Here is a 23,327-nt window from a genome sequence, read left to right as displayed (position 1 = left end):
GGATGAGGACAGGCTGAGCGCGGCCTACCGTTGCGGTCTCAGCCTGTCAGCGTACCCAAGGCGGCCCCGACCAGGACCGACCGTCGCAGTGGGCGAAAGCGTTCCGTCCAGTCGCTCGGACCAGGCTCCGCGATTCGCCTATAGCAAGAGATAATTCTCCGGCGTCAGTGGCTCCGGCACCGCTTTTCCGCCCACCACCTCGAGCACCGAGATTTCGATGATGCGCACCAGCGCATCGAGGGGAATAGCATTGTCCGTTTCCGCGAAAGGCGCCTGCAGCTCCTGACCCAAGCTGTCGAGGCCGAAGAAGGCGTAAGCGACGATCACCGCCACAACGGGGGTCGCGACTCCCAGCGACGTGACGAGACCAAAGGGCAGCAGCAGGCAAAAGAGCCAGGCCGTGCGATGCAGCAGCAGCGTATAGGCGAAGGGTGTGGGCGTACTGTCCAACCGCTCGCACGCCGCCTGGATGTCCGTCATCGCCTTCAACCGATCCGAGAAGAGGCGATAGAGAATGTCGCTCAGCCGCCCCCGCCGGAGAGCGGCGGCAAGCTCCGCGGATTGATAGCGCAGAACGCCATCCGCCATGCCTCGCCAACCCTTCAGCGCCTGCCACTCCATCGCTGGCAGCCATGCCTCGGCAGCAATGGGGTCCTGCTTGCGCAACTGGCTTCGCAGGGCATGAGCGAAGGCAACCGTGCGGTAGCCCATGCGGCGTGCCACCTCGGCATCCTCCGGCAGCAGCGCCGCCGCGTCCCGCAGAAAGGACCTCGCCTCCGCGATGAGCTGCCCCCACTGCCGGCGCGCTTCCCACCAGCGCTGATAACAGACATTGTTGCGGAACCCGAGGAAGATGGAGAGAGCAAGCCCTAGGACGGTAAAGGCCGGCAATGAGAGGCCTGAGAACAGGTCCGGCCGCCAAGCATGCAACAGCACCACACCGGCGGCGAGGACACAGACGGCCGCGAGTTCTCCCGCAATAGCCTTGAGGATGGACCCTCGCAGGATGAAGAGCAGGCTAAGGGCGCTGGGATGAGGGCGGACGATCATGATGCAACCTGAGCAAAAGGCGCCGGACCAAACCGAGGCTCGTGCGGCGACCCTCGCCATGCCACCACCCTATTATCTGGACCACTTCACGCAGGTCCTGGCTGGGGTGACGGAACGCTACGGCTTCCTGCTGGACGAGACCGAGCAGACCCATATGCGCCGCGTGACACAGCTGGAGCGTCCGGCCCGCCAGCTCTATGCGCGCCTCGTCAACCGCCGAGGCCCTTTCTTCCGCCTCGACAAGCTCGTCTACTCGGAAATCCCGTCCGTCGCCGAGGCCGTGGGCAGCCTTCAGGCGGAGGGGTTGGTGCTGGCCTGCGGCGCCGAGGAAGAGGAAGCGCTGGCTTGCTTCACCCTCTCCGAGTTGCAGGCACGGCTGCCTCGTGGTGTCGCGCCACAGGGTCTCCGGCGGGCAGACCTCCTCGGCCACCTCGCGGCATGGCCGGATCACCCCCCGTGGCGGGCAGAGCTGCTGCGGGATCATCCGGTGATCCGGCTGCATCCCGAGGACCCCTGGCCCTTTCTGCGCTTCCTCTTTTTCGGTGCGTTACGCGACAATCTGTCCGACTTGGTCGTCAAGGAACTCGGCTACGTGGTTCCCGAGGCGATCGCGACCGCGCAACTCGCCCCTATTTTTCCGAATCGCAGGGCTGCGCTCGATGCCTACCGCATGGCCTGTCTTTACGAGCGCTTTCGCAACCTGCGGGACATGCAGCCCGCCGAGGACACTCTGCTCTGGTGGCAAGCGCAGGGCGTGCAGAGAGAAGCCTTGACGGCAGGCCAGCTTATCCTCGACCGCCTGGTCGAACGGCTTGGGCGACGGCTGGAACGTGCGGGGGCAGTGTGCGAGGCCATCGCCCTGTATCGGACCAGCCCACAAGCGCCTGCCCGGGAACGCTTGGCCCGGCTTCTCATCAAGCAAGGTGCGACAGAGGAAGCCCAGGCGCTACTGTCCAGGATGACGGCGGACCCGACGAGCCCGCACGAAGCCTACGTCGCCTCGGAACTCCTGCGCCGCATGGCGGGCCATGCGGGCCGTAGCCCGGCCCGCGCCCGACAGAAGGATGGCCGCGTCACCCGTCTCACCACCACGGACGGCAGCGTAGAGCAGGCAACACTGTCCCATTACGCGCGCACAGGCTGGAGCGGCATCCACAGCGAGAACTGGCTGTGGAACGCGCTCTTCGGCAGCGTGCTGTGGGACATCATTTACGATCCCAGCATGGGCACGTTCCATTCGCCGCTGCAGGTGGCGCCGGCCGATCTCTACGACCGCGGCTTCTATGCGCGCCGGCAGGAGGCGATCGAGGCGCGCCTCATCGCCATCGCCGATCGCCGGCATAGCCGGCGACTGGTCGCGCAACGCCTGGATGAGAAGGCGGGCATCGCCAATCCCTTCCTGAGCTGGAGCGCGGAACTGGGTGACGTTCTGGATCTCGCCCTTGCTCGGCTGGAACCCGCGGCGCTTGCCGCCGTGTTGCGGCGCATGGCGCAGGATTACCGCCATCACAGCCGTGGCTTCCCCGATCTCTTGCTGTGGCGCGACGAGGAGTACAGCTTCGTGGAGGTGAAGTCGGAAAACGACCAACTCTCGCCGGAGCAGTATCACTGGCTCGCATTCTTCGACGCGAACGGCATTCCCGTACGGCTGGAGAACGTCCGGCGCGCGGCCCAGGCTGCAACCGCCGCACGCCCCAGCCGAACGGGTGTCGCCTGATCCCCTCCTTTCGGCGGAGGCGATCACCGAAAGGAGTGGCCCCGCTGATCCTTCCATGGATTTGCTGGCCCCTGGGCGCATCGCTACATAGGTCGTGAATTCCTGGAGGACTGAGACCCCATGGCACGCAAGCGCTACCTCGTGACCGGTGGAGCGGGGTTCGTCGGCAGCCACGTCGTTGCTGCCCTGCTGGATCAGCAGGCGGAGGTTGTCGTGCTCGACAATCTCTCGCTCGGCCATGCCGAAGCGGTTCTGCCCGGCGCACGGCTGGTGGTCGCCGATCTCGGCGATCAAGCGGCGGTGGACGCTCTGCTCGCTGACGGTCCCTGGGATGCCGTGTTCCATTTCGCGTCGCTGTCGCTCGTGGGCGAGAGCATGCGCCAGCCCTTCCGCTACCTCCTTGAAAATGGCCTGTTTGGCATTCGTCTCGTGGAAGCCTGCGTCCGTCACCGGATTCCGCGCTTCGTGCTCTCGTCGACCGCCAACCTGTTCGGCACGCCAGATCGCATCCCGATCGACGCCAGTTGCCGGATCGATCCGCACTCGCCCTATGGAGAGAGCAAGGCGATGATCGAGCGGGCGCTGCACTGGGCCGACGCGCTGCATGGGCTGCGTAGCGCCTGCCTGCGCTACTTCAATGCCGCAGGCGCCGACGCGCGCGGCCGGCTCGGTGAAGATCACGATCCCGAGACCCATCTCATCCCGCTCGCAATCGATGCCGTCCTCGGCCGCCGCCCGCCCCTCGCCATCTTCGGGGATGATTACGAGACGCCGGATGGCACCTGCATCCGCGACTATGTCCATGTCGAGGATCTGGCGGATGCGCATATCCGCGTCCTGGACGCACTCGATCACCGCAGCGTGCGCTACAATGTCGGAACTGGGCGCGGCCATTCGGTGAAGGACATCATCGCCTCGGTCGGCCGGATCGCCGGGCGGCCGGTCCCCGCCACCCTCGCGCCACGCCGGGCCGGCGACCCTGCGATCCTGGTCGCGGGTGCCGACACGCTGCGTGCCGAAACCGGTTGGGTGCCTGCTTATACAAAGCTCGACGATTTGGTGCGGACTGCGTTCGCGTGGCGGGAAAGCCACCCGCAGGGCTATCGCACGCCAAGCGCCACCCCCATTGCCAAAGCAAGCTGATCGGGGCGGGCCGCTCCGCTAGCCTCCCCTCTTGCGCAGAAGCGGGCTGCCGTGGCTATCTGCCCGCCGCCGCCTGTTCTCGCGGCCTGTAGCGGAGCGGAGCACCCTCTTGCGGCGCAGCCTCAATCTCAACTGGATTCGCAGCTTCGAGGCATCCGCACGCCTGCTCAGTTTCACCAAGGCGGCACAGGAATTGACTCTGACCCAGGCCGGGGTCAGCCAGCACATCCGGATGCTTGAGGAACAGTTGGGGGAGCGGCTCTTCACCCGGCTACCCCGCGCCGTGCGCCTGACGGATGCGGGTGAGGCCTATCTGCGGGTGGTGCGCGAAAGCCTCGACCGTCTGAAATTCGGCACTTCGGATATTTTCGGACCTGGCGAAGAGGGGCGCGTCCGTCTCCGCGTTGACCCGGGATTCGCTGCCTACTGGCTGGCGCCGCGTCTGGGCGGATTCCTTGCCGAATTTCCCGATATCGCGCTGCATGTCTCGCCCACCATCGGCGGGGTGGACACGGATTGGGACGAATACGACCTCGAAATCAGCCAGGAGCGCGACCGCGCCGCCGGCGTCGATGCCATCGTTCTCGTGGGTGACACCATCTTTCCCGTCTGCGGACCCGCCCTTGCTGCGGCGCTCCACAAGCCGGAGGACATCCTTCATCAGCGCCTTCTGCACCAGCCAGGCGATGGAGAGAACTGGGCGGAATGGTTTCGGCTCTCGGGCATCACCACGCGCCCGGCGACACCGCTCATCGAGGTGGAATCCCTGCCTACGGCTCTTGCCTTCGCCGAACAGGGACTCGGCGTCACCTTAGCCCATGCGTCGCTGGTGGCGTCCTTGCTGGAGACCGGGCGTCTCGTCCGTCCCTTCCCGAGCCCACTGGAGATCATCGGAATTTTCTATCTCATCATGCCAGCGGCGCATCCGCTGCGGCGGCAGGCGCGGCTCTTCCGCGACTGGATTCTTGCGCTGGAGACGACGGAGGCAGACCCGCCGCCAGCCGCCTGACGGTAGGAGCGATGACGGGTCAGTACCCGTCCAGATCCTGCCGGGCCAGACGGTAGATGGCGCTGGCCGCCGCCTCGAGGCTTTGTCCCGGATTGTCCTCACACTGACGCACGAGGCCGTTCACCGCCTGGGACGAGGCCAGCATCCGGTCGGTGATCGGCGGATGGCCGCTCGCCATGGTCTGCTGGTCCATGCTGCGCCACGTCCCGACGACGACCGCAAGGACGCTGTTGGCTTCGATCGTCGGGTGATAGTGGATCCGCTCGATCGCCTGGCCACAAGTGGTATCCATCGCGGCGGCGGCAACCGGCGCTCCGGCCAAGCACATGGCGAAGACACACAATTGGAGGATGGTAGGACGTGTCATGTCGTCTCCACACGACGCAGCGTCCGGGTATCGCCCGCCGCAGCTGCAGCCTAGCGAAGACGCCTTGACGGAAGCTGAAGCCGCGCCAGACGGTGGCGCGAAGCGCCACTCAATCGCGCCAGCGGCTCAGCTTCGGGACGGGGAAGCCATCCGCGGCCAGGGAGCGCAGGATGATATGACGGATCGAGGCGCCGGTCTCCGCTGACCTCTGTCGCAGAGCATCCCTCGTCTCTTCCGGCACGAGAATTTGCATGGGGAATTGCGTGATCGTCTGGCGTTTCCGCCGGGCACCGTCCTCCGCCGCGTCGCTTTCCGCGACCATGACGGGAGAATCGGCGCCACCCGTCTGAGCGTCAGAGAGCGGGCGGCAATCGGATTCCTCATTCCTCCGCACGGTGGTCTCCTCTCGGTGTTCAGATATCCAACTCTATCTTCGAGGCGCTGCCGCAGAGTTTTCCGAAAAATGATCGATTCACCGAAATCGACCTGCCGGGCGCAGGCGCGCAGTTCATGCGGCCGCCGATCCAGCCGAAGATGCGGCGTCTTCCGCAGCCTTGGCCATGTCGATGTCGCTCAGCCGCGGTGGCCGTGGCTTCTCCCCTTCCCCGCGCTGCGCGCGCCACTGCTGCAGCCGCCACACATAGGCGAGCACTTCCGCACAGGCACGGTAGAGGGCGACGGGAATGTGCTCGTCCGGCTCCACGTAACGGTAGACGGCGCGCGCGAGGGGTGGCGCCTCGACGATGGGAATGCCGTAGCTACGTGCCTTGGACAGAATCTCCAACGCCAAGAGATCAGCGCCTTTGGCGAGCAGAACGGGCACCGCATCCTGCCCGCGCCGGAAGCGCAGGGCCACGGCGATATGCGTGGGATTGGTGACGACGACCGAGGCTTCGGGGAGCCGCCGCATCTGCCGGCTGCGGGCAATCCGGCGCGCGGCCGCGCGCTGCCGCTGTTTGATGTGGGGATTGCCCACCGCCTCCTTCATCTCGTCCCGCAACTCCTGGTCGGACATGCGGTGGCGCCGCCGGAACAGCCAGATCTGCAACGCCAGGTCCGCAGCCGCAATGAAGGCCAGAACGACAGCGACATTGGTAAGCACGTGCAGGGACGTGGCGATAACCGCTTGACCCACACCCTGCCGGTAGGCGGCCAGCGAGACGAAGGCAACCTGCTCCGACTGCAGGCTCACTGCCGCAATGGCGCCAATGGCCACGAACTTGATCAGGGATTTGGCCGTCTCCGTCAGACCAGAGGCGGCGAAGAGCTCGCCCAGCCCGGCGAAGGACAGAATTTTCTCGAACTTCGGCATCAGTGCCGCGACGGAAAAGGTCCAGCCACCGAAGAGCCCGCCGACGAGAATCGACAAGCCGGCGATCAAACCCAGGATCGGAAAAAGATGACTCATCACGGCGATCGCCCAGCCGCGGGCGAGGGTGAGATTGCCGCTACCGGCTTGGGTGAGCGCCGTTTGCACCACCAGCCGAATGTCGCCGCCCACGACGGCCGCGAGGTTAAGCGCCGCCGTCACCACCAGAATGATGGTGGCAGCACGCGGCAGGTCGACGGAGCGGAGAACATCGCCCCGCTCCGCCGCCTGGCGCAGGCGCCGCTCCGTTGGCGCGTGCTTCCGTTCTTCGTCCGATCCTTCAGCCATGACCCAGCATCGCCGCGACGGCGCGCGCGGCGACATCCGAGAGGCGCTGAACGGCTCCCTGAAAGGCTACCAGCGAGGCCGCCAGGGTTGCGAGCCCTGCCAGGATGAGGGCGGGAAAGCCGATGGTGAGAAGATTGAGCTGCGGGGCAAAGACCGTCATTAGTCCGACGGTGAGATTGACGCAGAGTGCCATGGCGAGAACGGGAGCGACCAGGGTCACCCCACTCGCGATGATCACGCCACCGAACTGCGCCAGCTGCGCCCAGCCAGTGAAGGCAAGACCAGCGGTGCCCCCTTGAAAGGAGTGCGCGACCGCCGCGAAGAGCCAGAGCGGACCGCCCAGCATCACGAAGCCGATCAGCCCGAGCCAGAACATGAGGTCATACAGCGCTTGCGTCTGTCCCTCCGCCTCCCGGAACTGGAGGACGGCGAAGCTGAGGCCGATCGAGAGCCCGGCGATCTCTCCTACGGCTGCAATCGCACTTATCACGATCTGCCCGGTGAGACCGATGGTGGCGCCGACCGCGATCTGAATCAAGCCCTGCAGGATCGCCGGCGCCGGCGCGCCCGGGAAGGGCGGCAGGTCGGGCAACCAGACTGCCAAGGCGGCGGCACAGCCCAGGACCATCGCGGCTTTCACCTGTGCCGGAATGAGCGCCGAGTTAAACAGCGGGGCGGTCAGGAACAGTCCGGTCAGTCGCAGGAAGGGCCAGAGGAAGGCCCCGAGCCAGGTCAGCACCTGATGCGCGGTCAGTTCCATGTCTGATGCACGAACGCGCCTGCATTCCCGATCCAGACCGCGGCCAGGTGGCTCATCCGCGTGAAGGCGCCGAAGGCGCCGGTGAGCGCGAGCAAGATGACGAGGAGGGTGCGCGGCAGGAGGCTGAGCGCCATGTCTTCCAACTGGAGCACGGCCTGCACGGCGGCAATGAGGATCGCCGTCACCAACAGCAGGACGATGATGGGCGTGACCGCAGCCAGCATAGTCGCAAGGGCCTGGCTGAACAGCGTCAGATAGAGCGGCATCGGTCAGCCTCCCACCCCGAGGAAACTATGCGCGACTGACCCAAGTAGCAGCGTCCAGCCATGGATGGAGACGAACATCAGCAGCTTGAGAGGGAGAGAGATCAACGTTGGCGAGACCATGATCATGCCGAGAGACATGAGGATGGAGGCGACGGCGAGGTCGACCAGGACGAAGGGGACGTAGATCAGAAAGCCGATTTGAAAGGCAGTTTCGAGCTCGGAGGTGGCGAAGGCCGGCACCAGGATGGTCAGCGGGACGTCCTGCGGGCTCGCGAAACGTCGGCCACTGAGATCGACGAAGAGATGCAGCGGCTGCTTTCTCGTCTGGTCCAACATGAATTTCTGGATGGGCGGTACCGCTGCCTGCACCGCAGACTGAAAGTTCATCTCTCCGGCAAGATAGGGCTGGATGACCTCTCTCTGCTCCTCCGCGATCACGCCGCGCATGACGAAGACGGTCAGCGCCAAGGCCAGGGCGGCCAGCACCATGTTGGGCGGCGTGCTCTGCAGGCCGAGCGCCTGCCGAAAGATCGAGAGCACGATGATGATCCGGGTGAAGGCGGTCATCAGCAGCAGGATGCCGGGCAGGAAGGCGAGCCCGGTGATGATCAGTAGAGTTTGGACGTTGAGCGAGTAGGTATCGCCCTTGCCGTTGGGCGTCGCCGTTAGCAGGGGAATGCCGTCTACCGTCGGAAAGGAGGGCGCCGGTTCAGCCGCAGGCGTCTGCGCCGCCTGACTCTGCTCCGTCGTCTGGGACAGTGCCTGCGCCTGAGCGGGGATGAGCGGCAGCAGGAGCAGCAGCGCCGTCAGGCCGACGCAGATGATCCGACCCAGCTTGGCCAGACAACCCAAGCGAGACACGGGCAGCGGCCGCCTCATGCTCTGCGCTCGGAGATCGACGCTGCGGTCTCGGCAGACGGCGCGGGCGAAGGCCAGACGCCAAGCCGCGTGAGGCCCGACCGGTTGACGCCGATGAGGAAACGCCGCCCGTCCACCTCGACCAGTTGCAAGGACGTCTGCGCGCCAAGGACGCGGCTCGACAGCAGGCGGATCGCCGGCCCCTCCCCGCCCTTGCCGAAGACACCGCTTGCCAGCCGTCCGTTTCGTTGCAGACGCCGCGCGAGGAGGAAGGCCACGCCGAGGACAGCCAACACCGCCGCGAGCGAAAGGACGGACGAGAGAGCGGCGCTGGCCTCGCTTCCCGCCATGCTCAATCCTGCGTCACCAGATTGGTGATGTAAGCCGCAGTGAAGGGCGCCGTGCTGAGACTGCCATTCTGCACCATGACGGTGTTGACGATGGTCAAGCAGCTCTTGGTCAGATCGACGCGGCTGCGCTGGTCCTGCAGGCTCTGCGTCGTCTCGTTCATCAGCCGCGTGATGATGGCCGATTTGATGATGGGCTGGAGTTCCGCGAAAGAGAGGATGGCGGCCTGATCGAAGGTGGAGAATTTGATGGAAAAGCTGACATAGGAGGTTGCCGCGGCACCCGGCTGCGGCGGCAGGCTGACGGTGACGTCTGAAAGGTCGGCAAAGAGGATCTTCTTCTCCGGTTCCTTCTTGACCTCCACCTTGGCCGGCGCAGCCGCCCCTCCATGGGGTGCGGCGCCGCCGATGAACTTCATGAAGCCGATGGCGCCACCCGCCCCGATCAGAATGGCGATGATGGCCGTCAGGAGAAGAGGCAGGATTTTTTTCATCGTCTTCTCATCCCGTCCAGCCGCTTGGCCACCGCTCGCGCCGCCTCATTGCACCGCCTGGAGCAGGCTCTGAAACATCGTTCTGACACTGGCGATCACCTGCGCACTCGCCTGGAAGGCTTGCTGATACTGCGTGAGCAACACCGCCTGCTGGTTGAGATCGACACCGGCAACCGCTTGCAGATTGGTCGTCGCCGTCGTCACCTGGGCCGTGGTCGCCGCCTTGATTTGCGTCGCCTGATTCGCTTGGGTACCGAGGTCGCTCGTCAGATTGACAAAAGCCTGTTGCATCGAGCCTTGGCTGGTGCCTTGGCCAGCCGTCCACAGCGACTGCATGCGCGTCGCGTTGCTGCCGCTGCCGGAGCCGCCCGTCGTCAACGTCAGCACATCCCCCGCGACGGGCGATCCTGACACGGGCAGTTGCCAATAGGTTCCTGCCGCAGCGCTAGTGCTGGGATAGGCGATGGCGAGCGTCGTCGTCGGATTGGTGCCGCTGAGACTGCCGCTCGTGATCACCGTTGACGGGTCGGCCGTCGTCGTCACGTTGAAATTCGTCGCCGAGGTGAAGACCAGTTGCAGGCTCTGGCCGAAGTAGCTCGCCGGGATCGTCGTCGCCCCACTGGCCGGACTTGCCGTCACGCTGCTGCTACCCGTGCTCAGCGTGCCCCCGTTGCTGTTGACCACGGTTCCGTTGGCTTGCAGCTGCCCAGGGGTCCCGACATAGGGATCGGCCGCCGCAATGGCGTTGACGTCGGCAGTCGCGACGGAGATGGCCGAAGCCGCGGCAGGCGCGGGATCGAGTTGGAAGCTGTCTCCGTTGGCAGGTGCGCCGGAGACCGACAGGGTCATCCCGGCGAAGCTCAGGCTGCTGCCGGTGCCGAGCGTGTAGCTTTGCTGGCTCGCCTGATCGAGGGCGGTCCAGCCACCACTGCTGCTATAGGTGAGCGTGAAGGGGCCACCATCCGCGGGGAGGCTTGCGGGATCGCTGATTTGCGCGGTCACGGCCGCCGTACCGCCATTGCTGACGGCCGCGGTGACGCTCGGTGCAGGAATCGAAAACAAAGCCGCCCCTTGTGCGCCGCTCGGCGTCAAACCCTGCGCTTGAGCGGTATTGACTTCGCTTGCGAAGACGACTGCGAGACCGTTGAGGCTCTGCTGCGCCGCGGCGCCCGATTGCCAGGCCGCAAGATTGGCGCCGATTTGCCCATCCTCAGCCTCGACCGTCAGGGGCGATTTGCCCGTGCCCACGGTTATGCTTGGCGCCGTGCTCGGGGTGCCGGCATTCAGCGTCAGGCTTTGCGCGCCAGCCTGGTTCAGCAGCACGGTGCCCCCTGCGGCGACCATCACCTGGCCGCTGCCCCCCAGAGACACGACGTTGACCGGCAGGAGGTTGGAGAGGCTACCGAGCGCCGCCTCCTGCTGATCCAGGAGGCCGGGATTGTTGGGGCTGGTCACGAGACCTTTGTTGATCGAGGCGAGTTGGGCGAGCAGCCCGTTGACCTGGGAGACGTTGCCCTGCAGAGCGGTGACCGCGCCACTCTGAACCGTCTGGATGGAGGCAGTGGCGCTTTGGAAGGCGCCCGACACCGTCTGAGCATCCGAAAGGACGGTTTGCCGCTGGGCAGCGCTCGTCGGGCTTCCCGCCAGCGTGCTCATGTCCAGAAAGAACTGGTTGATCCGGCTCTGGACGTTACCGTTGTTGGTGACGGCATTGGAGATGTTGGTGAGCGCCGTGGAGGACACGCTGGCCGCTTGCGCCGCGCTGGTGGCATTGCGCAGGACGCCTGCGGCAAAAGCGTCCGCCGCCCGGCTGATCGCGGATTGGACACCATTGCCCGGGCTACCCGGCGTATGGTTGACGAGAGTCGTCGTCGCGACGCTCTGCACCGCATAGCCAACCGTCGTCTGATTGGCAACGTTCTGCGACACCGTCGCGATGCCCTGCTCAAAAGCCTGGACACCTGTCTGGGCAATGTCGATCGCCCCGATCAAACCGCTCATACGCAGCCTCCCTTCACCACATCCCTTCATTCGAAGGCAGCCAGGCGGACCTGACGTGGATCAGGGTGCCATCAGCGCGTCATTCTCGCCGATCGCGCTTAACATTTTACTCATGAGAGATGACCGAGCGATGGACACGATTTTCGCGGCATAGGCCGTGTCAGTCGCGTAGCCCCCAGCCTGCAAGGCATGAGCGAAACCTTCGACCGTCTTCTGGCCCAGGACGTTTGGAAAATTTTCACGAATGAGGCGCACGTAATCGGCAATGCCGCCTTGCGCATTTGCATAATCGCGGAACTGCGCAGTCTGCGGCACCAGCACGCCGTTCACCACTTCATGGGTCGCCCGCAGGCTGGAAGCCTCGCTGCCATCGGACTTGATGCCGAAAAGGTTGTTGCCGGGAGAGGCCGAGCCCCAACCGGTCTCCAGCGCCGTCTGAGCCAGCACGCCGATGGCGGGCACGTCGAGCAGCGAAGCCGCGATCTTGATGGCAGGCCAAGCAGCACGAGTGAGATCCTCGGCGCTGCGGATCGTCTCGATATCGGGAGGCGCGATCTTGAGTCCATCCTCCTGCGCGGAAGTAGCAGTGGCCGTACCCGGTGCACCATGCCCCAAAGCCAGAGGCAGAAGCGGGTGATCGAGGGCTGGCGCCGCGGCGCCATGATCGAGCTGGCGCAAGACCGCGTCCACCAGACCACCGCTGTATTTCCCGAAGTCGGACTGCGCAATCTCCCACAGGAACATGCCGCCGTAAGTGTCGCCCCCAGGTCCGAGCGACGCTGAGTCCAAGCCGTTTTTGCTCATCTCGGAGAGCATGTTGTACCACAGCATGCCAACCATGCGGCGGGCCTGCGCGGCCCGCGCATCCATAGGCGCCACCCCAGCCTGGCTTTGCAGCGACGTAGCGGACGCACCAGCTGGCTGCACGGCCGTCATCAGAAGACCTTGACCTTGCCGTTGATCGCACCCGCCAGTTTGAGCGCTTCGATGATGGCGATGAGGTCCGTCGGCGTCGCACCCACTGCATTGAGCGCCTGGGCGACCTCCGCCAAGGTGGCGCGCTTTGGCAGATAGACGACGTTCGCCTTGCCCTGTCCTGCCTGCACCACGGTGTTCTGCACTGCCTGCGTGGTGCCATTGCTGAAGGGTCCCGGCTGGCTCACCGCATTCTGGTTCTGAATGCTCACGGTCAGATTGCCGTGCGAGACCACAGCCGGCCCGAGTTCGACACCCGCATTCATGACGATGGTGCCACTTTGAGCATCCACCACGATGGTCGGCTCTTCGCTGACCGGCACGATCGGCAACGACAAGACCTGCGCGATGAAGCCGACGCTGCTGGCGTCCCCATTCTGCAGATCCACCTCGCCAGGCGACACGGCACTCGCCGTGCCGTAGCCGAAGCGCCGATTGATCACGTCCGCGATCGTTTGGGCCTGCTGGTAGCCGGGTGAATCGAGAATGAGCTGCGTCTGGCCGGCGCGTGCATAGCTCGCCGGAATCGCCACCGACATGATGGCGCCCCCAGGCACGGAGCCGACCGTTGGCACGTTGGTCGTCGTGCTATTGCCATTGGAACTGGCGGCAAAGCCGCTGACCAGAAGCGGACCCTGCGCCTGGGCGAAGACCTGGCCGTTGCCGCCGCGCAGCGGAGTGGGAAGCAAGACTCCGCCATGGAGAGAGGCGGCATTCCCGACAGCGGAAACCACCACGTCCACATGCTGCCCCGCCGCCGTGAAGGGCGGCACCTCGGCCGTCACCATGACGGAGGCGACGTCGTTCGGCTGCATGAAATTGACGTTGGTCAGCGTGATGCCCATGTTGCGCAGCATGTTGAGGATCGTCTGCTGCGTATAGGGCACCTGGGTTGTCTGGTCTCCCGTTCCGGCGAGCCCGACCACCAGCCCATAGCCGTAGAGCTGGTTGGAGGGCGCGCCCGCAACCTTGACGAGGGAGCCGACGGTGGTGACGGGCGCCGCCTGCGCGGGCATTCGCCCGAGCAGCATCAACGCCAGTGCCATGCCGGTCAGAAAGGCCAGATTTTGTCGAGGACTTGTTGTAATAGCGGCACCTGATGCGCATCGTTGACGGGACCATTCCCGACATACTGAACATTCATTCCGGCGACGTTGTTCGAGCTGATCGTCGCGTTTGCGGTAATATCCTGCGGGCTCGCGTAGCCGGTTACCACGATGGCCGTAACGTTTCCGTTGATGTTGACGTTCGTCCGTCCTTCGAGCGCCAGGATTCCATTGGGATCGACGCGGGTGACCACCGCCTCGATCGAGCCGGAAATTGCATTGCTCGCGGCTTCCGTACCCGTCCCGGTATATTTATTGGCGGAAGAGGTGGTGATGGTCGGCGAGAAGGGCGTCCCTGCCAGGCTGCCGAAGTTGAGCGGCACACCAAAGAAGCTGGTAACGGAGTTCGACACCGTGCCGCTACGGCTGAGCGTGGTCGCGTCGTTGTTCGAAGCCGTCGTGGTCGTGACGATGTCGATCGCCACCAAATCGCCCGGCCGCCAGTCGCGTTTGGGCTCGTAGAGCGAGCCTGAACTGCCGACAGGGAAAATGGAACCGTTCTCCGCCACCGGCCCGCGAGACGCGGCGATCGGAAACTGCGTCGCCGGCACGAGAGACCGGTTGCTCGGCGCCTGCGTCGCGCATCCTGCCAGGAGGGCTGCGCCGCAGAACGCGACCATAGGCCGCCACAAGGAGACGTGGCCGGACGACACCGCTCAGAGCCTTCACGCGCCAGCCGCGGCTTGCGCCAGATAGGAGAGCTGATTGTCGACGGCGCCGACCACCTGCGTGCCGAGCTGGTAGGCGCGTTCGGCCGAAATCATGTTGACCATGGCGCGCACCACGTCGACGTTGGAGGCTTCGAGGTAGTTCTGATTGATCGAGCCGAGGCCGTTGCTTTGCGGCGCGCCCGCCGTCGCCGTGCCGCTCGAGGTCGTGGCGGCGAACAGGTTGTCACCCAGCGGCTGCAGCCCTTGGGGATTGACGAAGCTTGCCAGCTGAAGCTGGCCAAGCTGGCTCGCCGTCTGGGAACCTGGCAAGGTGACGGAGACCGTGCCATCCGTGCCGATCGTTACACTCGTCGCATTGGACGGGATGGTGATGTTCGGCAGAACCTGATAGCCACTCGAAGTCACGAGCTGTCCGCTCTGGTTGAGCTGGAAGCTGCCATCGCGGGTATAGGCAGTCTCCCCGCTCGGCAGAACGATCTGAAAATATCCGGACCCGTTGATCGCAAGATTCAGCGGGTTCCCCGTGCTAGTGAGAGAGCCTTGGGTCAGCACGGCCGCGATGGCCGCCGCCTTCACCCCGGTGCCGAGTTCGAGGCCGGACGGATAGACCGTCTGTCCCGTGGACTGGGCGCCCGGCTGAATCCCGTTTTGATACAGCAATGTCTGGAACAGCGGCGTCTCGGCCTTGAAGCCGGTGGTGTTCACATTGGAGAGGTTGTCGGCGATGGTGTCCATCATCAGCTGGCTGGCTTGCAGCCCCGTCGCCATCGTATCGAGCGCGTGGTCCATGCCGGTTATCCTTGAGCGAGCAGGGTGTTGAGAGCCGAGCTATCCGAGGCATAGCTCTTCATGAGCTGCGTCTGCAGCTGATAGGAGCGGTTGGCATCGATCATATCGACCATGCCGCGCACGGGATCGACATTGCTGCCATTGAGATAGCCCTGTGCGACGCTGCCTTTCGTCGCAGGTTGCAGCCGGTTGGGATCAGGGGGCGCGAAGAGAGCCCCGCCCAACGCCGTCAGGGTTCCGGGGGGCGTCGCGACGAGGAAAATCTGTCCGTAGCTCTGCGTCTGCCCCGGCTGGGTCGGCGAGATGCCGGAAATCGTCCCATCGGACCCGATCGTCATGCTCGATAGCGCCGGCAGGCTGACCGGCGCGCCATTGGCACCCAGAACGGGGTTGCCGCGACTGTCCGTCAGTAGACCGTCCACGGAAAGCTGCAGAGCCCCATCCCGCGTCAGTGCCAGCCCCCGAGGAGTCTGCACAGCGAGCCAGGCGTCGCCACCGAGACCGAGATTGAGCGGATCTCCGGTCTTGACGAGCGCGCCTGGCTGGGTGTTCGGGCCGGGTGTGAGCGCCACGACGTCGGCCCCAGAAGGGGCGTTGCCGCCCACATAAGGTGCCGCCTCGGTCATCGCCTGCACCGCCTGATAGCCGGTGGTCTGGATATTGGCGAGATTGGCCGACAGCGCATCCATGCGGGCGCCGATCGCCTGCAACCCCGCCATGGCGGTGTAATAGGCGTCCATGCTCATGGCTTAGATCTGCGTCAGCTTGGTGAAGTTCTGCTGTTCGGCCTGCAGCTCCGTCGCATTGGCCTGATAGGCCTGCTGATACTGGATGAGGTCGACCAGTGAATCCGAGGTCGAGACATTCGATCGCTCGAGATTGTTGCTCAGCAATGTGCCGGCCTGACCGGCACCCGGCACGTTGACGACCGCCGTCCCGGACGTCGTCGTCTCGCCATAGAGATTGCCCGTCAGCGATTGCAGCCCCTGCGGATTGATGAAGTTCGCAAGGCCGAGGGTTCCGGCGGACTTGGTCTGGCCATTGCTATAGGTCGCCTGCACCTCGCCATTCGCAGAGATGGTGGCGCCGGTATAATTGCCCGGCGCATAGCCATCATTCGTCGTGCCGGCGATGGCGAAGCTCTGCGCGCCGAGCGTCGTGCCTGTGAAATTGAAGGCGACTGAGGACGCCGCAGAGCCATTGTTCCAGTTGACGGCGAGGGTCGCCGGGCTGCCACCGGTCAGCGCGCCGCTGCTGCTGAAGGTCAGGTTGGTGAGCAGCGCCGGCGCGCTGATGACCGTGCCCGCGGAAGACACTGGCTCGGCATAGACGTTCCAACTCGGTGTCCCGCCGGCGGTGGCAGGGGCCTCCTGCTGGAAGTAGAGATTGACCGAATTGGCATTGCCGAGGGAATCGTAGGTGACGACGGAGGTCGTCTCGTTATAGGTCGTGGTATCGCCGGGCACCGGCGTCACCGGCGTGGCGAAGGTGCTGTCGGCGGAGTCGAGATTGACGGTGAGTCCGAGCTTCGCCGTGGCGTTCGCCGCAATGGCGCCGGTATTGACGGTGATCCCCTGCAATCCCCCCGTCTGCCCCCCGGTCGAGCTCGCGGCATAGCCGAGCACCGTGGCCCCCGTCGCCGTCACCAACTGACCAGAGGAATTCAGCTGGAAGGAGCCATCGCGGGTATACTGCGTCGTCCCGTTGTTGTTGATGACGAAGAAACCATCCCCCTGAATCGCCGTGTCCAGGCTGTTCCCCGTCTGCACATCGGTTCCCTGGGTGAAGTTCGTGTCGATCCCAGAAGATTGCACGCCGAGCCCCGGCACGTTTCTCTGATTGACCGGGTAGATGGTCGAGAACAGCGCGAGCTGCCCTTTGAACGCGGTCGTGTTGGCGTTCGCCAAGTTGTTGGAAACGACGTTGAGACCGGTCTGAGCCGCGGTCAGGCCCGAAAAGGCGGTGTCCAAACTCATGACGTGCTGGCTCCCAGTACGGATTGAACGGAGGACAAGGGAATGGGGCTCGCTTGCTCTTGAAGATTGAGGCTGGTGGTCGATCCTGCGGCATTGACGCCGGCCACCGTGTAGACGGTGTAGGGGGTGGCGGAGACGACGGAGCCGTCGGCCGCCGCGGCGCTGATCTGATAGCTATAGGTCGTGCCGGCCGTGCCACCGCCCCAGCTGAAGCTCTGCTGGCCTGCCTGCAGGGCGCCGAGATGCTTGGTTGCAGCGACCGTCCCGTCTGGCGCCAGGATGGTCACCGTCACCGTTTTGGCCGCGCCCGCCAGGCTGAAGGCACCGGTCGCCTGGCCACCGCCATTCGGCACGAGATCGTTGCCATTGACCGCCACCTGCTTGCCGACGAGCACCGCCGACTGCGCAAGCTGCGCCGCCGCCGCGCTGGTCTGAATCGTGCTGACGGTCGCGTTCAGCTGGTTGATGCCGGTGACGGTGGAAATCTGCGCGAACTCCGAGGCGAGCTGCGTCGGATCCGCCGGAGAGGTCGGCGATTGCGATTTGAGCTGTGCCGTCAGCAGCTGCAGAAAATCCGTCTGCGTAAGAGAGGCGGCGGCCGAGCCTGCGCCGGCCGTGCTGCCGCTCGTATTGGCGGTCATCGAAGCCGCCGTGCTGGCGGATGGAACCGCGAGACTGACCATCAGGACACCTGAAAGCTGTTCAGCATCTGCTGATCGACGCGGCTCGCCTGTTGGAGAACGGCGACCGAAGCAGCATAGCTGTTGGAGGAATTGATGAGATCGACCATCTGCCCGACTTGGGAGACGTTCGAACCGGTGACATAGCCGCTCGCATCCGCATAAGGACTGCCGGGTTCGTAGTTGCGCACCGGCGGCGCATTGCTCAACACCGTACCAGCGATACGAACGCCGAGGCCACTTGCGTCCGACCCGGCACCCGCTCCGGGCTCGAACGCGACCTCCTGCGTCGCCTGGGTGCCGACCGGGGCCGCCTGGAAGACAAGTTCATGCGCGCGATAGGGTTGCTGCCCCGGCATCGCAACGGAATCCACATTGGCGAGATTCGAGGCGATGACGCCGATGCGGGCGTTCTGCGCCGCAAGCGAGGACCCGACGATCGAATAGATATCCGCCATGTCACACGCCTCCCGGGTTCGGCCGAAGCGCACCGATGAGATCCGCCGTGGATTGATGCAGGAAGATGGCCGCGCCTGTCATGCGCTCGGCATTCTGTGCAGCCTCGATTCGCTCGCCATCGAGCGAGACGTCGTTGCCGTCAAGGGTGACGGTACTCGCTTGCCGATAGAGGGGATCCACTGCACTGGCCGAGGTGAGGCTGCCGTCCAGCATGCCTGCCAAGGCAGCGGTAAAGTCGATGTCGCGCGCCTTGAATCCGGGCGTATCGGCATTCGCGATGTTGTTGGCGACAAGCGTAGCACGCTGCTGCCCGGCATCGAGAACACCGCCGTAAAAGTCGATGAAACTGACCTGCATCATCACGCCTCTGTCCGCACCTGAACCATCCGCCGATATCCTCTTACCGGGCATCGTGCGTCGATCTTGCTTTACAATTTACTCATCATCCGTCCGAATTTAGGTGGCCGTCGGTGGCATTCATAGTTCAGCAATATTCATGCATTCCGCCTCTTTCATAGGCACGGTCTTGGGCGATTTTCAACCGGAATGATCGCATGAATGTGCATGAATTTTCATTGGAAACCATTTGTTCATCTCTGCAGGCTTAAGAAGACGCTCCCGCATATAGCAGCAGTTTTTGGGAGGGCGGCGATGGCGCGATTGACCTTACATCTCTATGCCATGCCTGCCGACGTCTCGTCGCTCTGACCGGTACGGTGTCATGCTGAGCAGCGGAATTCCCTCTCTGTCCGCCATCGTCGGCACCGCAGGCGATGCCGGCAGCTCGACGCCTGCAGTGCCGGGCGCGAGCACGGCCAGCGACTTTCTGGGCATGGTGGATGCGGCCCTCCGCACCGTCAGCGCGGACCAGAATGAAGCGGCCGGCGCTCAGTCCCGCTTCGTCACAGGCGCACCGGGCGCAACCCTGGCACAGGCTTTGGTCGCAAGCGACCGGGCGGAGGTTGGCTGGAACGCCACCGTGGCCGTACGCAATGAGATCGTCTCGGCCTACCAGTCGATCATGAGCATGCAGTTCTAATGCCCGACTGGCGGAAATTTCTGGCCCAGATCCAGGGCTTCGCCGCACGTGTTCCGCGGCTGGCCTGGGCAGCTGGCGGGGTGGTCGGGCTCGCTCTGGCCCTCACGCTCTATCTCGAGATGAGCGGACCGGGCTATGCCGCCCTCTACGAAGGCCTCACCCCGGCGGAGGGCGGCAAGGTCATCGCGGCACTCCAGAAGCTGGGCATTCCCTACCAATTGCGAGCAGCCGGCAACATCATCCTGGTGCCGAGCGACCAACTGGCGGCCGCACGGCTGCAGCTCGGTGCTCAGCAACTGCCGGGCACCACGGCAGCCAGCGCCTGGGACAAGGTTGAGTCGGCACCGATGACGGCCTCCGACCTGGCCCAGACGACGATGGCGACACAGGCCTTACAGGCCTCGCTTCAGGCGACGATCGAGGGCCTCAACGGTGTGCGCAGCGCGGAGGTCTTTTTGGCGACGCCCCGCGATACGCCCTTCCTCGCTGATCAGCCGAAACCGAGCGCGGCGGTCATCATCGATGCGGCGGATTCCGATGCGGAGACGCTCGGACCCGCGATCGCGCATCTGGTCGCCGGCGCGGTGCCAGGTCTCGAGCCGGCGCAGATCAGCGTGACCACGACCAATGGGGTCCGCGCCTATCCTGTCAACGACAGCAAGACCTCGACCGCCACGCAGTTCTCCACCATTGCCCTGGTGGAGAGTGATGCGAGCCAAAGGGTCTCTCGCCTGCTCGCCCCCATCCTCGGAACTGGGCACTATCGCATCGCAGCCTCGGCCGACGTCGATTTCACCCAGAGCCAGACCCACGAGACCCTCTATGGCCCCGGCCAGATGGTGTCCCGCGAAGATCGCAGGGACAGTACGCAGATCGGTGCGCCAGATCTCGCCATGGGCATTCCGGGTGCCTTGTCAAACGAGCCGCCGGCGGCAACGGCGGCAACGGCCCCCACCATTCCGCCGACCACGGCACAGCCGCCGCCCGCGACGCCGACGCCGCCGGCCGGAACCACCGGCGCGGCCGGGACCGCGGCGGCGACGGTGACCAAGCCGGAAACGCCCCCTGAACCTCGGCGCACCACGTCTTCGTCCTCTCAGGCCTATCTGACGGATACGCGTGTCAGCGACATCAATCCACCGGAATGGCGCGTCAGCGGCCTTGCGATCTCGGCAGTGCTGGATCAAGCCGCCCTGAAAGGGACCGATCCGGAGCAGATCAGGGCGCTCATCGCCGCGGCCTTCTCTTATCCGAAGGTTGCCGTGCATGTTCTGGTTGCGCCCTTCGGCCGCACCTCGGCGCTTGCGCAACCGTTCCAGTTGCAGCAGAGCATCGGGCCATTGTCGCAGGCTATCCTGGAAGTGCTCGCGGCGCTGGCGCTGCTCTTCGGTCTCGCTTTGCCGCTCGGCCGCCGTATCGGCAGCCTGACGCCGCCGCGCCGCTTGCTGGCTTTGCCGGCGGCCGCGTCCTCCGCCATTCCGGCGGCAGCCATCGCGGCCGCCGAGCAGATCGCGGGCCCCATCGTGCCATCCCGCGTCGAATATACGGGGCTGCGGGAAGAGGCGGCCAAGAACGTCGCCGGCGTCGCCCGTCTGCTGCAGGATTGGGCTGAGCGCCATGAGTGAGAAGGTCAGCCTCGACCAGCCGCTCAGCGGCGCCGAGCGGGCGGCCGTCGTTCTGCGGGAACTCGGTGAGCCCCTCGCGGTCGACATCCTGCGCCACATGGATGAATCGGCCATCACCAAGATCTCCCTGGCGATGGCGACCCTGCCCAAGGTCACCTTCAGCCTACGCGACGAGATCATCCACGCCTTCGCGCAGGATTTCGGCATGGCCGATCTCGGCTCGGATGGCATGCAGTTCCTCACCTCGGTGCTGACGGCGGCGTTGGGTGAGACGCAGGCACGCGCCATCCTCGAGCAGCTGTCCCGCGCAGACCGCGAATCCTCCTTCCAGAAGATCGACGCGCAGACGCTTGCGATGCAGATGGGCAACGAGCGGCCGCAGACCCTGGCGCTTCTGCTGGCCCATGTGCCGCATGAGACTGGCGCCGCGATGTTGTCCTATCTGCCGGAGGAACTGGCGACGGACGCGCTCTATCGCTACACCTTGCTCGATACCGTGTCCCCCGGGGCGGTTAAGGAACTCCGGGAAATGCTGGACGAGATCATCGCCAATCAAGCGGAAGGCGGTGCACGGCAATTCGCCGATCTCGGCGGCCCGCGCCAGGCGGCAGACATCCTGAATCTGCTGCAGACGAGTCTATCCGAGCGCGTGATGGCGGCCATCACCGAGCGCGACAGCGAGACGGCCGACAAGATCCGCGAAAATCTCTTCACCTTCCTCGATCTTCTTAAGCTCAGCGATCGCGCCATCCAGATCCTGCTGCGCGAAGTGCCCAGCGAGAGACTGGTCATCGCCCTGCGTCTGGTGGACGAGCCGCTGCGCGAGAAGTTCTTCACCAACATGTCGAAGCGCATGGTCGATCTTCTCAAGGAGGAGCTGGCGAATGGGCCACCCCTGCGGCGGTCGGACGCTCTGGCGGCACAGACCGAGATCGTCGCAGCCGCGCTGAAACTCGCGAGCGAGGGCCGCATCGTGATCAGCGCCTCGGAAGACATGATCTAATGGCGCAGACGATCACACCTCCGGCCCTCAGCCAAATCGTCCTGACGACCGCGTCTTCCGGCGCCGCGCTTCAAACACGAACGGATGATTGGGCAAGAGCATTGCTGGAGGCGGGGGTGCTGCCCACGCCTAGGCCTGCCGCACCGATCGAGCCCGCGACACCGGGGCGAGCGGAAGGCGGGCCTGTCCCCGAGACCACGTCGGGGTCGGCAGCGCTTGAAGAGGCCACCACAGCGGGCCAGCAGGCGCCCCCTGACACGCTCCAGTTGTCCGATGACGGAAAGGTCTTGAGTGCCCTCGTGGCACTGCAGCCTCTCGCCGCCCCCTTGTCTGCTCTTGCCGATGCGGAGACGACCGCCGCTCCCGAGGCGCCCGGAAGCGGGCCCGCGGTGCAGAGCGACGCAAGCGCAGCCGCGGCCGCGGAGCCGGCGCTGCCCTCATCTGCCGCTCCAACCGTTGGTCCGACGGCGCAGGTGGATCCGACGCTGCTCGCCGAAACCGTGCCGGCAGCCCCGACGGATCCGCAACAGGCAGAGCCTCCGCCAGCGGACGCGCCACAAGCGGAGCTGCACCAACCCACCCCGGACCTAACCGACGGTCTTCAGACGACGGTCGATGGCCCGGTTCGAAGCCATGGCGGGGTTGCCCCCAGGCGGGACGAGCACCGCGGTCATCCCCTTCCGCTCCATGACGCGGCACCGCTGGTCGCCGTGGCAACGGACCCACACGTCGATGCAGACCGCCCGCCGGCACCGACGCGCGAGCAGGCAGAGCCCACCTCGTCTGCAGCAGCCGGCGTACAGGTCCAGCCGCCGGCACTCGGCCGCGCGCTCCAGGCGCAGCCTGCAACTCCCCCGGTGGCGAGCCCGCCCAGTGCCGTTCCCCAAGCGGGTGCTAACCCCGTGCAGACGGCGCCAATCCTAAGCCGCACAACGGGGACGACGCTTGGCGGCGAACCCGATGACGGCACGCCTCAGCCACCGGCGGCCGCCCAGTCGACGACGACGACCGAGGCATCGCCGCAGGATGCGCGGTCACCTCTGCCGGTGACGGAGGGCACTCACGTCGCGACCTCGGAGCGCCAAAGGCGCGATGGCGTGTCTTCCCCGCCGCCACCGTCCTTGTCGGACCAAGTGTCTGCGCCGGTATCATCCGTCGCGAGGTCCGCGGGAACTGGCACGGCTGTCATCCCCTCGAAAACGCCCTCAGCCACCGTCCGGACCGACGAGAACTCCGCCCCTGTGGCCGGTTCCACCGCTCCGAAGCCAGTGACGTCGCCGACGGCCAGCGCTGCCGTCCCAAGAGCCGCAGCGCTGCCCCGGAACGCAGACGCGC

Annotated in this window: 25 protein-coding genes; 6 read left to right on the top strand and 19 right to left on the bottom strand. The window is 65.2% G+C overall.

The features are described 5' to 3' along the window. Positions 1–138: 138 nt before the first annotated feature. Positions 139–1,050 (bottom strand): bestrophin family protein, encoded by a 912-nt coding sequence (locus tag ACYQ6W_RS03830; RefSeq protein WP_459673676.1) that lies wholly within the window; start codon positions 1,048–1,050, stop codon positions 139–141. Here ACYQ6W_RS03830 and ACYQ6W_RS03825 point away from each other — a divergent pair. The 3 genes from ACYQ6W_RS03825 to ACYQ6W_RS03815 all read left to right on the top strand — a co-directional run bounded on the left by ACYQ6W_RS03825 (position 1,049) and on the right by ACYQ6W_RS03815 (position 4,919). Further along, positions 1,049–2,767 carry a VRR-NUC domain-containing protein gene (locus ACYQ6W_RS03825; protein ID WP_459673675.1) on the top strand — a complete coding sequence of 573 codons (1,719 nt, stop codon included), beginning with the start codon at positions 1,049–1,051 and terminating at the stop codon, positions 2,765–2,767. The two genes, ACYQ6W_RS03830 and ACYQ6W_RS03825, sit on opposite strands and share 2 nt — an antisense overlap. A gap of 120 nt (positions 2,768–2,887) precedes the next feature. Next, positions 2,888–3,910: a UDP-glucose 4-epimerase GalE gene (gene galE / locus ACYQ6W_RS03820; protein WP_459673672.1), complete on the top strand. Its 1,023-nt coding sequence runs from the start codon at positions 2,888–2,890 to the stop codon at positions 3,908–3,910. Between the two features lie 109 nt (positions 3,911–4,019). Further along, positions 4,020–4,919 carry a LysR substrate-binding domain-containing protein gene (locus ACYQ6W_RS03815; RefSeq protein WP_459673671.1) on the top strand — a complete coding sequence of 300 codons (900 nt, stop codon included), beginning with the start codon at positions 4,020–4,022 and terminating at the stop codon, positions 4,917–4,919. A gap of 19 nt (positions 4,920–4,938) precedes the next feature. On the opposite strand, the gene ACYQ6W_RS03810 is transcribed toward ACYQ6W_RS03815, so the two are convergent. The 18 genes from ACYQ6W_RS03810 to ACYQ6W_RS03725 all read right to left on the bottom strand — a co-directional run bounded on the left by ACYQ6W_RS03810 (position 4,939) and on the right by ACYQ6W_RS03725 (position 18,685). Further along, complete coding sequence (locus ACYQ6W_RS03810; RefSeq protein ID WP_459673670.1) at positions 4,939–5,286, bottom strand: hypothetical protein; 348 nt, start codon at positions 5,284–5,286, stop codon at positions 4,939–4,941. Positions 5,287–5,395: 109 nt separating this feature from the next. Beyond that, positions 5,396–5,680 (bottom strand): hypothetical protein, encoded by a 285-nt coding sequence (locus ACYQ6W_RS03805; RefSeq protein ID WP_459673669.1) that lies wholly within the window; start codon positions 5,678–5,680, stop codon positions 5,396–5,398. A 114-nt stretch (positions 5,681–5,794) separates the two neighbouring features. Beyond that, entirely contained in the window at positions 5,795–6,943 is a 1,149-nt protein-coding gene (locus tag ACYQ6W_RS03800) for an EscU/YscU/HrcU family type III secretion system export apparatus switch protein (RefSeq protein WP_459673668.1), read from the bottom strand. After that, entirely contained in the window at positions 6,936–7,703 is a 768-nt protein-coding gene (locus ACYQ6W_RS03795; protein WP_459673667.1) for a flagellar biosynthetic protein FliR, read from the bottom strand. The genes ACYQ6W_RS03800 and ACYQ6W_RS03795 overlap by 8 nt, the downstream gene beginning before the upstream one ends. Next, positions 7,694–7,969 carry a flagellar biosynthetic protein FliQ gene (locus ACYQ6W_RS03790; protein ID WP_459673666.1) on the bottom strand — a complete coding sequence of 92 codons (276 nt, stop codon included), beginning with the start codon at positions 7,967–7,969 and terminating at the stop codon, positions 7,694–7,696. Before ACYQ6W_RS03790 ends, ACYQ6W_RS03795 begins: the two co-directional genes overlap by 10 nt. Positions 7,970–7,972: 3 nt before the next feature. Further along, a complete protein-coding gene (gene fliP / locus ACYQ6W_RS03785) occupies positions 7,973–8,830 on the bottom strand; it encodes a flagellar type III secretion system pore protein FliP (protein WP_459673664.1) in 858 nt (285 codons plus the stop codon). A 14-nt stretch (positions 8,831–8,844) separates the two neighbouring features. After that, positions 8,845–9,177, bottom strand: a complete 333-nt coding sequence (locus ACYQ6W_RS03780) for a FliO/MopB family protein (RefSeq protein WP_459673662.1) — start codon at positions 9,175–9,177, stop codon at positions 8,845–8,847. A gap of 2 nt (positions 9,178–9,179) precedes the next feature. Next, positions 9,180–9,668, bottom strand: coding sequence for a flagellar basal body-associated FliL family protein (locus ACYQ6W_RS03775; protein ID WP_459673661.1), 489 nt, complete (start codon positions 9,666–9,668; stop codon positions 9,180–9,182). Positions 9,669–9,713: 45 nt separating this feature from the next. After that, positions 9,714–11,669: a FlgK family flagellar hook-associated protein gene (locus ACYQ6W_RS03770; protein WP_459673660.1), complete on the bottom strand. Its 1,956-nt coding sequence runs from the start codon at positions 11,667–11,669 to the stop codon at positions 9,714–9,716. Between the two features lie 60 nt (positions 11,670–11,729). Continuing rightward, positions 11,730–12,539: a glycoside hydrolase family 73 protein gene (locus ACYQ6W_RS03765; RefSeq protein WP_459673659.1), complete on the bottom strand. Its 810-nt coding sequence runs from the start codon at positions 12,537–12,539 to the stop codon at positions 11,730–11,732. 65 nt (positions 12,540–12,604) lie between these two features. Beyond that, the gene (locus ACYQ6W_RS03760; RefSeq protein WP_459673658.1) at positions 12,605–13,690 is read right to left on the bottom strand and encodes a flagellar basal body P-ring protein FlgI; all 1,086 of its coding nucleotides are present in this window, start codon (positions 13,688–13,690) and stop codon (positions 12,605–12,607) included. 5 nt (positions 13,691–13,695) lie between these two features. Then, complete coding sequence (locus ACYQ6W_RS03755) at positions 13,696–14,370, bottom strand: flagellar basal body L-ring protein FlgH (protein ID WP_459673657.1); 675 nt, start codon at positions 14,368–14,370, stop codon at positions 13,696–13,698. A 45-nt stretch (positions 14,371–14,415) separates the two neighbouring features. Next, the gene (gene flgG, locus ACYQ6W_RS03750) at positions 14,416–15,210 is read right to left on the bottom strand and encodes a flagellar basal-body rod protein FlgG (RefSeq protein ID WP_459673656.1); all 795 of its coding nucleotides are present in this window, start codon (positions 15,208–15,210) and stop codon (positions 14,416–14,418) included. 5 nt (positions 15,211–15,215) lie between these two features. Beyond that, positions 15,216–15,956: a flagellar hook-basal body complex protein gene (locus tag ACYQ6W_RS03745; protein ID WP_459673655.1), complete on the bottom strand. Its 741-nt coding sequence runs from the start codon at positions 15,954–15,956 to the stop codon at positions 15,216–15,218. A gap of 3 nt (positions 15,957–15,959) precedes the next feature. Further along, positions 15,960–17,186 carry a flagellar hook protein FlgE gene (locus tag ACYQ6W_RS03740; protein ID WP_459673654.1) on the bottom strand — a complete coding sequence of 409 codons (1,227 nt, stop codon included), beginning with the start codon at positions 17,184–17,186 and terminating at the stop codon, positions 15,960–15,962. Then, entirely contained in the window at positions 17,183–17,869 is a 687-nt protein-coding gene (locus ACYQ6W_RS03735; protein ID WP_459673653.1) for a flagellar hook assembly protein FlgD, read from the bottom strand. Before ACYQ6W_RS03735 ends, ACYQ6W_RS03740 begins: the two co-directional genes overlap by 4 nt. Beyond that, the gene (locus ACYQ6W_RS03730) at positions 17,869–18,324 is read right to left on the bottom strand and encodes a flagellar basal body rod protein FlgC (RefSeq protein WP_459673652.1); all 456 of its coding nucleotides are present in this window, start codon (positions 18,322–18,324) and stop codon (positions 17,869–17,871) included. The genes ACYQ6W_RS03735 and ACYQ6W_RS03730 overlap by 1 nt, the downstream gene beginning before the upstream one ends. Position 18,325: 1 nt before the next feature. Continuing rightward, a complete protein-coding gene (locus tag ACYQ6W_RS03725; protein ID WP_459674042.1) occupies positions 18,326–18,685 on the bottom strand; it encodes a flagellar basal body rod protein FlgB in 360 nt (119 codons plus the stop codon). Between the two features lie 361 nt (positions 18,686–19,046). Between ACYQ6W_RS03725 and ACYQ6W_RS03720 the strand changes: the two genes are divergently transcribed. From ACYQ6W_RS03720 to fliG, 3 genes are read left to right on the top strand one after another with little or no spacing between them, the layout of a single operon-like run. Beyond that, positions 19,047–19,364: a flagellar hook-basal body complex protein FliE gene (locus tag ACYQ6W_RS03720; protein WP_459673651.1), complete on the top strand. Its 318-nt coding sequence runs from the start codon at positions 19,047–19,049 to the stop codon at positions 19,362–19,364. After that, on the top strand, positions 19,364–20,989 hold the full coding sequence (locus ACYQ6W_RS03715) for a flagellar M-ring protein FliF C-terminal domain-containing protein (protein WP_459673650.1): 1,626 nt from the start codon (positions 19,364–19,366) through the stop codon (positions 20,987–20,989). The genes ACYQ6W_RS03720 and ACYQ6W_RS03715 overlap by 1 nt, the downstream gene beginning before the upstream one ends. Further along, positions 20,982–21,992: a flagellar motor switch protein FliG gene (gene fliG / locus ACYQ6W_RS03710; RefSeq protein ID WP_459673649.1), complete on the top strand. Its 1,011-nt coding sequence runs from the start codon at positions 20,982–20,984 to the stop codon at positions 21,990–21,992. Before ACYQ6W_RS03715 ends, fliG begins: the two co-directional genes overlap by 8 nt. Positions 21,993–23,327 lie beyond the last annotated feature (1,335 nt).

This window comes from Acidisoma sp. 7E03, assembly GCF_054665075.1.
The sequence above is the reverse complement of the archived record's forward strand: the minus strand, read 5'-3'. Positions and strand labels throughout refer to the sequence as shown.

Bases quoted from the DNA above. Each gene is read 5' to 3' on its own strand.
- ACYQ6W_RS03825 (WP_459673675.1), top strand. From the start codon at position 1,049: ATGATGCAACCTGAGCAAAAGGCGCCGGACCAAACCGAGGCTCGTGCG.
- ACYQ6W_RS03830 (WP_459673676.1), bottom strand. From the start codon at position 1,050: ATGATCGTCCGCCCTCATCCCAGCGCCCTTAGCCTGCTCTTCATCCTG.
- galE (WP_459673672.1), top strand. From the start codon at position 2,888: ATGGCACGCAAGCGCTACCTCGTGACCGGTGGAGCGGGGTTCGTCGGC.
- ACYQ6W_RS03810 (WP_459673670.1), bottom strand. From the start codon at position 5,286: ATGACACGTCCTACCATCCTCCAATTGTGTGTCTTCGCCATGTGCTTG.
- ACYQ6W_RS03800 (WP_459673668.1), bottom strand. From the start codon at position 6,943: ATGGCTGAAGGATCGGACGAAGAACGGAAGCACGCGCCAACGGAGCGG.
- ACYQ6W_RS03795 (WP_459673667.1), bottom strand. From the start codon at position 7,703: ATGGAACTGACCGCGCATCAGGTGCTGACCTGGCTCGGGGCCTTCCTC.
- ACYQ6W_RS03790 (WP_459673666.1), bottom strand. From the start codon at position 7,969: ATGCCGCTCTATCTGACGCTGTTCAGCCAGGCCCTTGCGACTATGCTG.
- ACYQ6W_RS03780 (WP_459673662.1), bottom strand. From the start codon at position 9,177: ATGGCGGGAAGCGAGGCCAGCGCCGCTCTCTCGTCCGTCCTTTCGCTC.
- ACYQ6W_RS03775 (WP_459673661.1), bottom strand. From the start codon at position 9,668: ATGAAAAAAATCCTGCCTCTTCTCCTGACGGCCATCATCGCCATTCTG.
- ACYQ6W_RS03770 (WP_459673660.1), bottom strand. From the start codon at position 11,669: ATGAGCGGTTTGATCGGGGCGATCGACATTGCCCAGACAGGTGTCCAG.
- ACYQ6W_RS03765 (WP_459673659.1), bottom strand. From the start codon at position 12,539: ATGGATGCGCGGGCCGCGCAGGCCCGCCGCATGGTTGGCATGCTGTGG.
- ACYQ6W_RS03760 (WP_459673658.1), bottom strand. From the start codon at position 13,690: ATGGCACTGGCGTTGATGCTGCTCGGGCGAATGCCCGCGCAGGCGGCG.
- ACYQ6W_RS03755 (WP_459673657.1), bottom strand. From the start codon at position 14,370: ATGGTCGCGTTCTGCGGCGCAGCCCTCCTGGCAGGATGCGCGACGCAG.
- flgG (WP_459673656.1), bottom strand. From the start codon at position 15,210: ATGGACCACGCGCTCGATACGATGGCGACGGGGCTGCAAGCCAGCCAG.
- ACYQ6W_RS03745 (WP_459673655.1), bottom strand. From the start codon at position 15,956: ATGAGCATGGACGCCTATTACACCGCCATGGCGGGGTTGCAGGCGATC.
- ACYQ6W_RS03740 (WP_459673654.1), bottom strand. From the start codon at position 17,186: ATGAGTTTGGACACCGCCTTTTCGGGCCTGACCGCGGCTCAGACCGGT.
- ACYQ6W_RS03735 (WP_459673653.1), bottom strand. From the start codon at position 17,869: ATGGTCAGTCTCGCGGTTCCATCCGCCAGCACGGCGGCTTCGATGACC.
- ACYQ6W_RS03730 (WP_459673652.1), bottom strand. From the start codon at position 18,324: ATGGCGGATATCTATTCGATCGTCGGGTCCTCGCTTGCGGCGCAGAAC.
- ACYQ6W_RS03725 (WP_459674042.1), bottom strand. From the start codon at position 18,685: ATGATGCAGGTCAGTTTCATCGACTTTTACGGCGGTGTTCTCGATGCC.
- ACYQ6W_RS03720 (WP_459673651.1), top strand. From the start codon at position 19,047: ATGCTGAGCAGCGGAATTCCCTCTCTGTCCGCCATCGTCGGCACCGCA.
- ACYQ6W_RS03715 (WP_459673650.1), top strand. From the start codon at position 19,364: ATGCCCGACTGGCGGAAATTTCTGGCCCAGATCCAGGGCTTCGCCGCA.
- fliG (WP_459673649.1), top strand. From the start codon at position 20,982: ATGAGTGAGAAGGTCAGCCTCGACCAGCCGCTCAGCGGCGCCGAGCGG.